At 21.5% G+C, this 14,485-nt stretch carries 15 protein-coding genes; 14 read left to right on the top strand and 1 reads right to left on the bottom strand.

Annotated elements, in window-relative coordinates:
• The first annotated feature begins 1 nt into the window (after nt 1).
• The 11 genes from rpsD to H0H33_RS01685 all read left to right on the top strand — a co-directional run bounded on the left by rpsD (nt 2) and on the right by H0H33_RS01685 (nt 9,692).
• Complete coding sequence (gene rpsD, locus H0H33_RS01730; protein WP_185877707.1) at nt 2–607, top strand: 30S ribosomal protein S4; 606 nt, start codon at nt 2–4, stop codon at nt 605–607.
• A 44-nt stretch (nt 608–651) separates the two neighbouring features.
• The gene (locus H0H33_RS01725) at nt 652–1,668 is read left to right on the top strand and encodes a DNA-directed RNA polymerase subunit alpha (RefSeq protein ID WP_185877706.1); all 1,017 of its coding nucleotides are present in this window, start codon (nt 652–654) and stop codon (nt 1,666–1,668) included.
• 18 nt (nt 1,669–1,686) lie between these two features.
• Nucleotides 1,687–2,118, top strand: a complete 432-nt coding sequence (rplQ, locus tag H0H33_RS01720; RefSeq protein WP_185877705.1) for a 50S ribosomal protein L17 — start codon at nt 1,687–1,689, stop codon at nt 2,116–2,118.
• Complete coding sequence (eno, locus tag H0H33_RS01715) at nt 2,115–3,407, top strand: phosphopyruvate hydratase (protein WP_185877704.1); 1,293 nt, start codon at nt 2,115–2,117, stop codon at nt 3,405–3,407. Before rplQ ends, eno begins: the two co-directional genes overlap by 4 nt.
• Nucleotides 3,408–3,426: 19 nt before the next feature.
• Nucleotides 3,427–4,686: an SLC13 family permease gene (locus H0H33_RS01710; RefSeq protein WP_185877703.1), complete on the top strand. Its 1,260-nt coding sequence runs from the start codon at nt 3,427–3,429 to the stop codon at nt 4,684–4,686.
• Between the two features lie 437 nt (nt 4,687–5,123).
• Nucleotides 5,124–5,948 (top strand): 1,4-dihydroxy-2-naphthoyl-CoA synthase, encoded by an 825-nt coding sequence (gene menB / locus H0H33_RS01705; protein ID WP_185877702.1) that lies wholly within the window; start codon nt 5,124–5,126, stop codon nt 5,946–5,948.
• A complete protein-coding gene (menA, locus tag H0H33_RS01700; RefSeq protein WP_185877701.1) occupies nt 5,945–6,853 on the top strand; it encodes a 1,4-dihydroxy-2-naphthoate octaprenyltransferase in 909 nt (302 codons plus the stop codon). Before menB ends, menA begins: the two co-directional genes overlap by 4 nt.
• A gap of 14 nt (nt 6,854–6,867) precedes the next feature.
• Complete coding sequence (locus H0H33_RS01695) at nt 6,868–7,557, top strand: metal-dependent hydrolase (RefSeq protein WP_185877700.1); 690 nt, start codon at nt 6,868–6,870, stop codon at nt 7,555–7,557.
• An 11-nt stretch (nt 7,558–7,568) separates the two neighbouring features.
• Nucleotides 7,569–8,327 carry an enolase C-terminal domain-like protein gene (locus H0H33_RS01690; protein ID WP_238785578.1) on the top strand — a complete coding sequence of 253 codons (759 nt, stop codon included), beginning with the start codon at nt 7,569–7,571 and terminating at the stop codon, nt 8,325–8,327.
• A complete protein-coding gene (locus tag H0H33_RS02915) occupies nt 8,324–8,683 on the top strand; it encodes a hypothetical protein (RefSeq protein WP_238785576.1) in 360 nt (119 codons plus the stop codon). Before H0H33_RS01690 ends, H0H33_RS02915 begins: the two co-directional genes overlap by 4 nt.
• On the top strand, nt 8,640–9,692 hold the full coding sequence (locus H0H33_RS01685; RefSeq protein ID WP_185877699.1) for an AMP-binding protein: 1,053 nt from the start codon (nt 8,640–8,642) through the stop codon (nt 9,690–9,692). Before H0H33_RS02915 ends, H0H33_RS01685 begins: the two co-directional genes overlap by 44 nt.
• On the opposite strand, the gene H0H33_RS01680 is transcribed toward H0H33_RS01685, so the two are convergent.
• Nucleotides 9,693–10,919, bottom strand: a complete 1,227-nt coding sequence (locus tag H0H33_RS01680) for an NADP-dependent isocitrate dehydrogenase (protein ID WP_185877698.1) — start codon at nt 10,917–10,919, stop codon at nt 9,693–9,695.
• 125 nt (nt 10,920–11,044) lie between these two features.
• Between H0H33_RS01680 and H0H33_RS01675 the strand changes: the two genes are divergently transcribed.
• The 3 genes from H0H33_RS01675 to H0H33_RS01665 are packed head-to-tail and all read left to right on the top strand — an operon-like array spanning nt 11,045 to nt 14,482.
• Entirely contained in the window at nt 11,045–11,881 is an 837-nt protein-coding gene (locus H0H33_RS01675) for a serine O-acetyltransferase (protein ID WP_202984897.1), read from the top strand.
• Between the two features lie 17 nt (nt 11,882–11,898).
• Complete coding sequence (gene cysK, locus H0H33_RS01670) at nt 11,899–12,807, top strand: cysteine synthase A (RefSeq protein ID WP_185877697.1); 909 nt, start codon at nt 11,899–11,901, stop codon at nt 12,805–12,807.
• A 49-nt stretch (nt 12,808–12,856) separates the two neighbouring features.
• Nucleotides 12,857–14,482 (top strand): diflavin oxidoreductase, encoded by a 1,626-nt coding sequence (locus H0H33_RS01665; RefSeq protein WP_238785575.1) that lies wholly within the window; start codon nt 12,857–12,859, stop codon nt 14,480–14,482.
• Nucleotides 14,483–14,485: the final 3 nt, after the last annotated feature.

Below are 14,485 nucleotides of genomic sequence, written 5' to 3'. Positions count from 1 at the left end.
TATGGCTAGATATATAGGTCCTAAAACAAAAATTTCTAGAAGGTTTGGGGAAAGTCTTTTTGGAGAAGATAAGTATTTTAATAGAAGAAAACATTTACCTATAAATTATGTTACTAATAGGAGAAGAGGAAAAAAATCGGAATATTTTTTTCAATTATTAGAAAAACAAAAAGCAAAATATATTTATGGTATATTAGAACGTCATTTTGAAAAATTATTTATTGAAGCTTCTAGAAAAAAAGGGGTTACAGGAGAATTATTATTGCAATTTTGTGAAAGTAGATTAGATAATATTGTATTTAGACTAAATTTTACCCCTTCTAGGTTTTCTTCTCGTCAATTGATATCTCATAAACATATCATAGTAAATAATTGTGTAGTTAATATTCCTTCATTTAGATTAAAACCTGGAGATAAAATTTTATTAAAAAATAAAAAACATCCAGTGGTAATAGAATCATTATCCAATAAAAAAGGGAATAATATAGTTGATTGGTTAATGTTAGATGAAAAAAATATGTGTGGAGAATTTAAATCTATACCAAGTAGAAATCAAATACCTGAAAATATAAAAGAACAACTAATTGTAGAATTATATTCAAAATAATAATATTTAAAATACTATAAAAAAAATAACAGTAAAATCAAAATATGACTATTTTAGATTTCATTAAACCAGATAAAATTTTGGTTACTGAGTTTTCAGATTATAGAGGAGTTTTTCATTTAAAACCATTAGAACCAGGTTATGGAATTACATTAGGTAATTCTTTAAGAAGAGTTTTATTAAGTTCATTAAGAGGATTTGCCGTTACATCTATTCGAATTGAAGGAATAAAATATGAATTTTCTACTATAGATGGAGTTATTGAAGATGTAACAGAAATGGTGTTAAATTTCAAAAAAATTAGATTAAAAAGAATAATCCAAGATGTTAAGAAAGAGATAGTTAATGTTTCAATAAAACAAAATGAAATTATAGATGGAAAAGTTTTAAATAAATTTATATCTGGATTTAAAATATTAAATCATGATCTAATTATTTGTAAAAAAGAAGAATCTGTTGTTTTAAATATGAGTTTTACAATTGAAGAAGGTAGAGGATATGTTTCTGCAGAAGAAAATAAAAAAAATAGTAATGTTGAATCTTCTTTAATAGGAACTATTCCAATTGATTCAATTTATACTCCAATTAGAAATGTAAAATATACAATAGAAAATTGTAGAGTTGGACAAAAAACTGATTTTGAAAATTTATTATTAGAAATAACAACTGATGGATCTATTTCACCAAAATCTGCATTAATGGAGGCATCCAAAATATTAATTCAATATTTTTCTTTATTTTCAAAAGAAAAAATAGATAAAAAAGATAAAGAAAAAATAGGAAAAAATAAAAGAAAATATAATGAAGAATTTTTAAAAATGCGTGCTTTATTAAGATCTAAATTAACTGAAATGGATCTATCTGTACGTACAAAAAATTGTTTAAAATCAGCATCTATAAATACTATAGAAGAATTAGTAAATTGTAATAGAAGTTCTATGTTAAAAATGAGAAATTTCGGTAAAAAATCTTTAGAAGAATTAGAAATAAAAATGAAAGAAAAAGGTTTATCATTTGGAATGAAGACATCAGAATATAAAATAAATGAAAATAAAAAATAATTAAAATCATTTATAATTATGAATCATGGAAAAAAAAATAATCCATTAAGTAGAAAATACGGACATAGAAAATCTATTTTATCTAATATGGCATCTTCTTTAATAAAAGAAAAAAGGATATTTACAAGTTTAGCAAAAGCAAAAGAATTAAGAAAATATATTGAACCAATTATAACTAAATCAAAAATTAATACTGTTCATTCTAGAAGAATTATATTTTCTTATTTAAGAGATAAAAAAGCAGTTTTTGAATTATTTAAAGATTCATTTAAAAAAGTAAGAGAACGCTTAGGTGGATATACAAGAATATTAAAAGTAGGATTTCGTTATGGAGATCAATCTCCTATTTCATTTATTGAATTAGTAGATTTTAATACAACTTCTTTTTTTCATACTAAAAAGAAGTTTAAAAGTGTAAGAAGAAGTAAAAAGAAAAAAATAAAAAAATGACTTATATAAAATCTATTAAAGCAAGACAAATATTAGATTCTAGAGGTAATCCTACAGTAGAAGTAGATTTAATAACAAAAAATAATGTAATAGGTAGAGCGTCAATACCATCAGGTGTGTCTAAAGGAATAAATGAAGCAATTGAATTGCGTGATAAAGATAATAATTTTTTTTTAGGAAAAAGTGTAATGAAGTCTATATATAATATTGTAAATATTATTTCTCCAGAATTAATAGGAAAATCTGTATTAGATCAAATAAATATTGATAACTTAATGTTAAGTCTTGATGGTACTAATAATAAAAAAAAATTAGGAGCTAATTCCATATTAGCTGTTTCAATAGCAGCTGCAAAAGCAGCTGCTATTGAATTGAATATTCCTATTTATAAATATATAGGTGGATTATATGCTCATTCATTACCAATACCGTTAGTAAATATAATAAATGGGGGAAAACATTCTAACGCATCTATTGCTTTTCAAGAATTTATGTTAGTACCAACTAAAGGGGAAAATTTAATAGATTCATTACAAATTATTCATAAAATTTTTTATCAATTAAAATATATTTTTAATAAAAAAGGTTTATCTACTAGTTTAGGAGATGAAGGTGGTTTTACTCCTAATATTAAAGGATCGGAATTAGTTTTAGATCATATATTAGATGCTATATATACCTCAGGATATGAACCTTATGATGATATTGGAATAGCAATAGATTGTGCTGCATCAGAATTTTATGAAAATAATCAATATAATTATTCTAAATTTGAGAATAAAACAGAAACATCTTATATAAAATCTAGAGAGGAACATGTACAATATTTATCGTTTTTAGTTAATAAATATCCTATTATTTCTATTGAAGATGGTATGGATCAAAATGATTGGAAAGGTTGGAAAATGTTAACAAATGAAATAGGAGATCAAATACAATTAGTTGGAGATGATTTATTTGTTACTCAAGTAAATAAGTTAAAAATAGGAATAGAAAAAAAAATTGCTAATTCTATTTTAATAAAATTAAATCAAGTAGGTACATTAACAGAAACAATCGATACAATAAATTTTGCAAAATCAAATAAATATAAAAATATAATTTCTCATAGATCTGGAGAAACAGAAGATACTTTTATATCAAATTTATGTGTAGCATTTAATATTGGACAAATAAAAACAGGATCTATATGTCGTTCAGAACGAACATCGAAATATAATGAATTATTGAGAATTGAAGAATATTTAGGTAAAAATTCATATCATCCAAAATGGGGAGAAATTAATTAATCCATTATTTAATAAATAAATGGTAATTTTAGTATTTATTTTTGGATATTTATTTATTGCATTCGGAAATATTATTTCCATAAATAAGATTATTCCATCAATTCTAATGTCTATTATTTGTTGGTCAATAATTATATTTTTTAATATACCAGTTTATGAGTTAAACAATTTTTTAGTAAAAAAAAATCCCCATTATTTACTATCAATTCATTTAGGAAAAACTTCGGAAATTTTATTTTTTCTTATTGGTGCTATGTCTATTATAGCTATAATAGATGAATTTTTTGGATTTGAATCTTTAAAAGAATTATTTATTTCAAATACAAAACGTAATTTTTTATGGAAATTAAGTATTGCATCTTTTTTATTATCTGCAATAATAGATAACTTAACAGCAACTATAGTATTAATTTCTCTTCTAAAAAAGACTATTTATAACTATAAAGAACGTTTATATTATATTGGTTTAGTTATTATATCTGCAAATGCAGGTGGGGTTTGGTCTCCAATCGGAGATATAACAACAACTATGTTATGGATATCTAAAAAAGTTACTACAATGTTTCTTATAAAAAAAGTATTTATCCCATCTATAATATGTATGGTTAGTTCAACATTGATCATTTCTTATTTTTCAGTTTTTAATGGATCTATTCAGTTAAGAAAAAAAAAATTATCAAAAAATGACCTTAAAATGGGTTTTTTTATGTTAAAATTAGGATTAGTATTAATGCTACTTGTTCCTATTTATAAAAATATAATAGGAATACCTCCATACATGGGAATAATGTTGTCTCTTGTAATCCTATTTTTGATTTGTACGATTAATTTCAAAAAAAAATTTAATAATCGTATAGAAGAAATTTTTAAGAAACTAGATTTGTCTAGTATTTTATTTTTTTTTGGAATATTATTATCTGTTTCTTCTTTAGAATCATTAGGATTATTATATCATTTGTCAATGTGGATAAATAATTCTGTTAATACATGGAAAATTACTACATTTATATTAGGTCTTATATCTTCTATTATAGACAATGTTCCTTTAGTAGCTGCTACTATTTCGATGTTTTCTAACTATTCAATTAATCATAATTTATGGTATTTTATAGCTTATGTATCTGGAACTGGGGGAAGTTTATTACTAATAGGATCTGCGTCAGGAGTAGCTGCAATGGGAATAGAAAAAATAGATTTTATATGGTATTTAAAAAATATTAGTTGGATTGCTTTTTTTGGATATATTTTTGGTTACGCTTATTTATTAATAATTGGTTAATTAATCCGATAATATTATATAATATTAAAAATATTGGAAATGATGTGATTTTAAACCATAATGGAAATGGATAAAATATAATAAAAAATATACTTATTGTAATTAATATATATCTTATTAAGATCCCATAAGCTTCTTTTGCTTTTTTAACAAGCATAGAAGTTATTATGGATCCAGAAAAAATACTAATAGTATAAAATATAATTATTATAAATAAAAATTTATTAGAACAATTAGAAAAAATTAAATTAATATTTTTTATTGGTATAAATTTGATTTCTATAAAAAATTTTTTTCCTTTAAAAATAAAAAAAATCATCTCGAATATACTAATCAGCAATCCTATAATAATTGATAACGTATTTCGATACATAATGTATATAAAGATTTTTTTATTATTTTAATAAAAATAAAAAATAATTTTGAATTATTTAATTATGAATTCTATAATAAATTGGGTTTCAATTAAAAAATATGAAGATATTAATTTTTTATTTTGGAACGGTATTTCTAAAATAGAAATTAATCGTCCAAAATTTTGTAACGCATTTCGTGTAAAAACAGTAAAAGAAATGATAGATGCTGTAAATATATGTGAAAATAAAATGGATATTGATGTTTTAATTATTACAGGAGTTGGTAAAAAATATTTTTGTTCAGGTGGGGATCAAAATGAAAGAGGTTTAGGAGGGTATATGGGGGAAGATGGTATCCCAAGATTAAACATTTTAAATTTTTATAAAAAAATAAGAGAATTACATAAACCTGTTATAGCAATGGTAAACGGATATTCGGTAGGGGGGGGTCATGTATTACATGTTGTATGCGATTTAACTATTGCATCTGAAAATTCCTACTTTAGTCAAGTAGGACCAAAAGTTGGTTCTTTTGATGGTGGATTTGGAAGTTCTTATTTAGCTCGTCATATTGGACAAAAAAAAACAAGAGAAATGTGGTTTTTATGTAAAAAATATTCTGCGAAGGAAGCATTAGATATGGGTTTGATTAATAAAGTAGTAAAAATAGATGAATTAGAAAAATTTACCATAAAATGGTGTCAAACAATACAAAAAAGAAGTCAAATGTCTATAAGATTAATTAAAAGATGTTTAAACGCAGAATTGGATGGTCAACATGGTTTAATGCAATTAGCTGGAGACGCAACTTTAATGTTTTATTTAATGAAAGAATCTCAAGAAGGAAAAAAAGCATTTTTAGAAAAAAGAGATCCAAACTTTAAAAAGTTTACTAAATTTTTATGAAAATAAAATATTGGCTTTATGCTTTTAGATGTTATACATTGCCTTTATCCATATCTGGAATAACTTCGAGTTATTTATATGTTAAAAACAATTTTTTTTATAAAAAAATAAATATATTTACATATGTATTATGTTTATTAACATCAATATTTTTACAAATATTATCGAATTTATCTAATGATTATGGAGATTATAAAAAAGGAATTGATAGCTCTTCATATAAGAAGACAAAAAATGTAATTCAACGTAGATTTTTTACTAAAAATGAAATAAAGAAATCTATTTATATTTTTTCATTATTATCGTTTATATCCGGATTATTGCTAATATATAAAACACTATTATTAAATATGAGTATATTTTATTTTATTTTTTATTTATTGGGATTAATAATTTGTATATATTCATCTATATCTTATTCAATAGGTATATCATATGGTTGGATTACAGGTTTAGGAGATTTATCTGTATTAATTTTTTTTGGTATTGTTCCTGTTACGAGTAGTTATTTTTTATATACTTACATATTTCCATCTATTGATATTATTTTGATATCTTTATCTGTAGGATTATTAAATGTTTCTGTATTAAATATTAATAATATAAGAGATATAAAAAATGATTTTTTACATGGAAAAAAAACTATAGCAAATTTTTTTCACATTAGATATGCTGTATTATATCAGGCATTAATTCTATCTATATCTATTTGTATAAATTTTTATTTTTTTATAAAAAATAAAAAAAATATATATCAATGGATAATATTGATTTTTATATCCATTTTTTTATTGAAACATATTAATAATATAATTTTACCAATTAAAAGTAAAAAAAAATTATCAATAGAATTAAAGAAAATGATATTAATTACTTTAATACATGCAATAAATATAGGATATTAAAAATTTTATTATATATGAAGATAACTTATTTATCTCACAGTACAATATTATTAGAAATTAATAATATAAAAATTATAGTAGATCCATTTTTATCTAAAAATAATTTATTTAATAAACAGTTATTAAATAAATATATTAATTCAAAAATAGATTATATGTTGATTACTCATGCTCATTATGATCATATATGTGATGTAGAACTTTTTTCAAAAAACAATCCTGATATGTTGATTATATCTAATTACGAAATATCTAATTATTTTAATAAAAAAAATATTAGTTCATGTGGAATTAATTATGGATCTTTTATTACTTTTCCATTTGGAAAAATAAAATATACATTTGCATTACATTCTAGTTCATTTAATGATGGAAGTTATGGGGGGAATCCTGGAGGATTTTTATTACATACAAATGAAGGAAATATTTATATATCTGGAGATACATCTATTACATATGAAATGAAATTCATTCCAAAATTTGGAGATTTAAATTTATCTGTATTACCAATAGGTGGAGTATATACCATGGATGTTTATGATTCTATTATTGCCTCAGATTTATTAAAATGTGATCAAATTTTAGGAGTACATTATGATACTTTTGAAAATATTAAAATTAATAAAGAAAAATCAATAAAAGAATTTTACAATAAAGAAAAAAAATTGATTTTATTGAATTGTGAAGAATCTATAATAATTTAATAAAAATTTTTATGTTTTATTTAATTAAAAAAAAACTTTTTTTTAAAAATGGAATATATAATTCAATTACAAATTTTTATGTAAATCAAATTTGGATTATTCTTTTAAAAAGAAATGAAAAAATAATAGGGGTTGGTGAATGTAATCCATTATTAACAATAAATCCTAATAATAATGATTTAGATAAAATAGAAAATAATATTTTATTTTTATTAAAATTATTTTTTAGTAAAAAAGTAGATTTTAACTTTTATCGTAAAAAAATATTAAATCCGTCTATATTGTTTGCTTTTGAACAAGTATTTCTTTTTTTAAAAAAAAAAAATTTTCCTATTTTATATAATTCTAATTTTACTAAAGGAAGAATTGGAATACCAGTAAATAATTTAATATGGTTAAAAAAATATAAAAATTTTAATGAAAAAAAAATATGTAGGTATATAGAAAATAAAATATCAAATGGTTTTTTATCTATGAAAATTAAAATAGATAAAAAATCATTTGATATTCAATATTATATTTTATCAATGATATATAAAAAATATCCTTTTTTACAAATTAGATTAGATGCAAATGGATGTTTTATCGATTTACGTGACACAATTTTTTTTATAGAAAAATTAATAAAAATAAAATCTATTTCCTATATAGAACAACCAATTTTAAAAGGAAATTGGAAAGAGATGAAAAAAATATGTAAAAAATCAATGATACCAATAGCATTAGATGAAGAATTAAATGGAGTAATAAAATTAAAAAAAAAGTTATGATTTTAGATTTTATAAAACCTCAATATATTATACTAAAACCTAGTATTAATGGAGGATTTATTGAATCTGAGGAATGGATTATTGAATCAAATAAAAGAAATATAAAATGGTGTATAAGTTCATCATTAGAAAGTAATATAGGTATTAATGCCATTTCCCAATGGACATTTTTAATGATTAATAAATATAAAAAAAATAATTCATATTTTCATGGATTAAATACTTTTAATTTATATAAAAAAAATAACTCGTTTCCTACTTTTTTAATAAAAAATGGATCCATATGGTATAATAATAAAATTATAAAATTTTGTGAAAAAAAATCATTTGAAAAATGTTTGGATAGATTTTTCTGATAAAAAAAATTTTTTTGAAACCAAAATTAATTGTCATTGGATAAAATCAATTATTGATTTCTTAAATGAATGGAAAGATAATAATTCTTTTATAAAAGTTGTTACTTCTGGTAGTACAGGATACCCAAAAACGATTTTTTTAAAAAAAAAGTATATGATTCATAGAGCTATAAAAAGCGTTGAATATTTAAATCTAAATAAAAAAAATAATGTAAAAGGATTGTTATGTTTATCTCCAAATTTTATAGCATCTAAAATGTTTTTAGTTCGTGCCATGATTTTTAATTGGAAAATATTATGTGTTTATCCATCATCTAATCCATTAGAAAAAATTAAAAATTATACATTTGATATTACATCAATGGCACCTATTCAAAGTTTTTTTAGTATAAAATACTTAAATAATATAAAAAACATTCTTATTGGAGGATCTAAAATAAAAGATATAATCAAGTGTAAATTACAAAATATTATTTCAAATTGTTATGATGTATATGGATTAACAGAAACTTATGGACATATAGCGTTTAAAAAAATTAATGGATCTAATAAAGATAATTATTTTAAATCTTTAAATGATGTAGTAATTGATGTAGATAAAAGAAATTGTCTAAAAATAATTTTTCCAGAAATGAATAATATCTTTTTTCAAACAAATGACATTGTTAAATTACAATCTAAAAATAGTTTTAATGTAATCGGAAGATATGATAATATTATTAATACAGGAGGAATTAAAATTATACCTGAATTATTAGAGAAAAAAATTGAACCTTTTATTAAAAAAAGAAGATTTTTTATATCATCTATTCCAGATGATTTTTTTGGTGAAAAAATAATATTAGTCATTGAAGGAAGTTTTTTTATTATAAAAATACCAGAATTTTTTTTTAAAAAAAAGTATTTAAAACCTAAAAAAATATTTTTTGTGTCAAAATTTAAAGAAAATTTTATAGGAAAAATAAAAAAAATAGAAATTATAAATGAATTATTATTAAAAAATGAATAATTAAATTTTTAATTTTTTTTCTAAAAATTTTTTAAAATCCTTAATAAAAGATTCTGTATCTAAATATTTATTTATATTTAAATTATTCATTGATAATAATAAATCTTTAGTTACATTTCCTTCTTCTACAAATGTTTTACATGATTTTTCAATTTTTTCTGAAAAAAGTCTTAAATCATCATTATTATCTAAATAAGCTCTATGTTTTAATGCCTTTGTCCATGCAAATAGTAACGCTATTGGATTTGTTGATGTAATAATTCCTTTCTTATATTTTTTATAATGTCTAGTTATAGTTCCATGAGCAGCTTCAGATTCAAATGTTTTTCCGTCTGCAGTCAATAAAATAGAAGTCATCATGCCTAGGGAACCAAATCCTTGAGCAATACAATCAGACTGTACATCTCCATCGTAATTTTTACATGCCCATATAAAACCTCCATTTGATTTAATAACTTTTGATATCATGTCATCTATTAAATAATGTTCATATTTTATATTTAATTTTTTAAATTTTGATTCAAATTTTGATTTATATAATTTTTTAAAAATATCAACATATTTACCATCGTAATACTTAAGAATTGTATTTTTTGTAGATAAAAAAAGAGAATACTTTTTATATATAGAATAATTAAAACAAGAAAGAGCAAAATTATATATAGATTTTTCCGTATTATACATTCCCATTGCAATTCCAGGAGATGAAAAATGATGAATTTGAATTTTTTTTTCATTATTTTTATTTAAATTATCTGGAATAAAATGAAGGTATAAAGTACCTTTATTTTTTATAGAAAAATCAACAGAATCATATTGATCTGCATAAGCATGTCTAGCAATACATATAGGATATTTCCAATTTTTAATTTTTTTAGGAAAATTATTTATAATTATAGGTTCTCTAAAAATTGTTCCATTTATTATATTTCTTATTGTTCCATTTGGAGATTTCCACATTTTTTTTAGATTAAATTCCTTCATTCTTTTTTTATCTGGAGTTATTGTTGCACATTTCACTCCTACATTATATTTTTTTATAGCTTTAGCTGCATCAATTGTAACTTGGTCATTAGTATAATTTCTATTTTTTAATCCTAGATCAAAATAAATAATTTTGATATCTAAATATGGATAAATAAAATATTTTTTTATATATTTCCATATAATTCTTGCCATTTCATCACCATCCATTTCAACAATAGGATTAGTAACTTTTATTTTCATCTTAAAATTTAAATTTTTTTATGTTTTATTATAATATTTTTATAAATTTAATAAAATCTTATTTATATTAGTAATGATAATTTATTAATTCTTCTTTTTTAATCTATTAGCATCTATCTTTATTTATGATTAATAATTTAGATTTTTCTAAAACTCTTTTTGAGAAAAATAAAAAAAGGAAAAAAAAGTTTCCTGATAAAATTAAATCAAAATTTTTTGTAGATAAATTATTTCATATATTATTTACACCCGATTCATCATTATTATATAATGAATTCATTTTTACAGAAAACTATAGAAATTTATACAAAATATTGTATTCTATTTTAATAGAGTTAGATTTTTCAGAAAAGAAATCAAAGAAATATTCTGAAATTTTTTTTAAAGAAATCCCAAATATTTATAAACTATTATTAGTAGATGCTTATGCAATATTAAAATCAGATCCAGCAGCAACATCAATTGAAGAAATTTTTTTAACTTATCCTGGATTTTTCGCTATTGCTTTATATAGAATGGCTCATGAATTTTGGAATCAAAAAATTCCAATCATTCCAAGATTGATAACAGAATATGCTCATAGTAAAACTGGGATAGATATTCATGCTTCTGCAAGTATAGGTCAAGAATTTTCTATAGATCATGGAACAGGAATAGTAATAGGTTCCAGTACTAAAATAGGAAATAAAGTGAAAATATATCAAGGTGTAACCTTGGGTGCAATTTATGTTGATAAAAAATTATCTAATTTAAAACGTCATCCTACTATTGAAGATAAAGTAACTATTTATGCTGGGGCAACTATACTTGGAGGAAATACAATTATAGGTCATGATAGCATATTAGGTGGAAATGTATGGATTACAAGAAGTATTCCTCCATATTCTATAGTTTATCAAAAAAGTGAAATAAAAATGAGAAATAATAATTATTTTCCTGATCCTATTAATTTTACAATATAAAAATAATTGATAATATAATGAAAATAGATAATATCCTAGATTCTATTGGAAACACTCCGCATCTTCGTCTTAAACGATTGTATCCAAAACATAATATTTGGATTAAATTAGAACGAAATAATCCAGGAGGTAGTATAAAAGATAGAATAGCGTTATCCATGGTAAATGATGCAGAAAAAAAAGGATTGCTTAATAAAGGGGATATTATTATAGAACCTACATCTGGAAACACAGGGGTAGGATTGTCTATAGTAGCTTCAGTCAAAGGATATCGTTTAATTTTAGTCATGCCGGAGTCAATGAGTCATGAAAGAAGAAAATTATTTTCTGTTTTTGGATCAAAATTTGTGCTTACTTCTAAAGAGAAAGGAATGAAAGGAGCCATAGAAAAAGCTAATGAATTAGTAAATACAATACCTAATTCATGGATGCCAAGTCAATTTGAAAATAAATCAAATATAATTATCCATGAAAAAACTACAGGAAAAGAAATTGTAAAATCTTTTCCTGATGGAATAGATTATTTTATAACTGGAGTGGGAACTGGAGGTCATATAACAGGTATAGGAAATATTTTAAAAAAAATGTTTCCTAACATAAAAATTTTTTCTGTAGAACCTATGGAATCCCCAGTTATATTTGGGGGGATTTCAAATCCTCATGAATTACAAGGAATAGGAGCTGGATTTATTCCAACTATTTTAAATAGAAAATTATTGAATGGAACTTTTTTAATATCTAAAGATGAAGCATTTAATTGTGTTAGAAAAATGGCAAAAAAAGAAGGATTATTAGTTGGAATATCTACAGGAGCATCTATAGCGGCTATAGATAAAAATTTAAGTAAATTTCCTAAAAAATCAACAATTTTAACAATAAATTACGATACTGGAGAAAGATATATATCAGTTGATAATTTGTTTTAATTTTAATTTATAATAAAAATATATTTATTTTATGTTGTCTAATATGAGTATGAAGATATTATCTGATTTAATAAAAAAATCTTCTTTGAAAGAAATTATGTGGATTAATGGATATATTTCAGGAATTATATCTAAACTTATAGAAGAAAAGGAATTTATAAATAAAGAAAATAACGATGTTATTACATTAGTTTATTCTAGTGAAACTGGAAATGCAAAGAATTTAGCATTAAATATTTATAAAAAAATTAATGAAGAAAAATTAAAAATTAAATTATTAAATCTTGAAGACTATTGTTTATTTAATCTAGAAAAAGAATCTTATTTATTAATAGTGATTAGTACTCATGGAAATGGAGAACCTCCTAATTCAGGAAAAGATTTTTTTAATTTTATTCATAATAAAAATATTCGTATAAAAAATTTAAAATATAGTGTTTTAGCTTTGGGGGATAAATCATATGATACTTTCTGTAAAGCTGGAGATGATATAGACCAACGTTTAAAATTAATAGGAGGTGATAGAATATTGAAAATACAAAAATGTGATGTTTTTTATAAAAAAGAATCAGAAAAATGGATTAATAATATTATTAATTTTTTTAGAGAAAAAAATCATAAAAGTAAAAAATTAAATTTTAACATAAAAAAAAAAGAAAATCTAGGTATAATAGATAAAAATATATTACTGAATAATAATAAAAATAAAAATGTATATCATATCGAGATTTTAATTCCAAAAAATATTCAATATTCTCCAGGAGATGCTATCGGTATTTATCCTGAAAATGATTCAAATATTATTAATAAAATAATGAAATTACTTAATTTAAATATTAAAAAAAATTTTGATATTTTTCATAAGTTAAAAAATAAGGATATATACAATATACCTATAAAATATTTAAAAAATAAAAGTATAACATTTGGAATAAAAAATTTAGATCAATTAGATATTTTTACTATTATAAAAAATTTTTATTCTTTAAATAAAGAAAAATTTTTTATAGAAAATTTTATAGAAATTATGAATCCTATAAAACCTAGATTATATTCAATATCTTCTTCTTTAAAAAAACATGTCGATAAAATACATATAACTGTATTATTAAATAAATATAAATATAATGATAAGATTAAGTATGGTTATTGTTCAAATTTTTTGTCTAAATTGAAAAAGGGAGATAAGATTAATTTTTTTATTTATAAAAATAATTTTTTTAAGTTACCTGATCCTGATAAGGATATTATTCTTATAGGTCCTGGGACTGGAATTGCTCCTTTTAGAGCATTCTTATATGAAAGAGAGTCAATAAATGCATCAGGGAAAAATTGGTTATTTTTTGGAAATCAATATTATTCTAGAGATTTTTTATATAAATCAGAGATAGAAAATTGGAAAAAAAATGGATTATTATACCATGTTCATCTGGCATTTTCTAGAGATCAAAAAAACAAAATTTATATACAAGATAAAATATGGGAAAATAGAAAGGAATTTTTTTATTGGATAAAAAATGGAGCATATATATATATATGCGGAAAAAAAACTCCAATGAGTATAAATGTTGAAAAAATAATTTATCGTATTGTAGAAAATTTAGGAAAAGAAAATCCAGAATCATTTATTAGTAAAATGAAAAAAAATAAAAGATATTTAAAAGATGTTTATTGATCT

The organism is Blattabacterium cuenoti, from assembly GCF_014252415.1.
GTDB classification, from domain to species: Bacteria; Bacteroidota; Bacteroidia; order Flavobacteriales; family Blattabacteriaceae; genus Blattabacterium; species Blattabacterium cuenoti_Y.
This window is presented reverse-complemented; position numbering and strand designations above follow the sequence as displayed.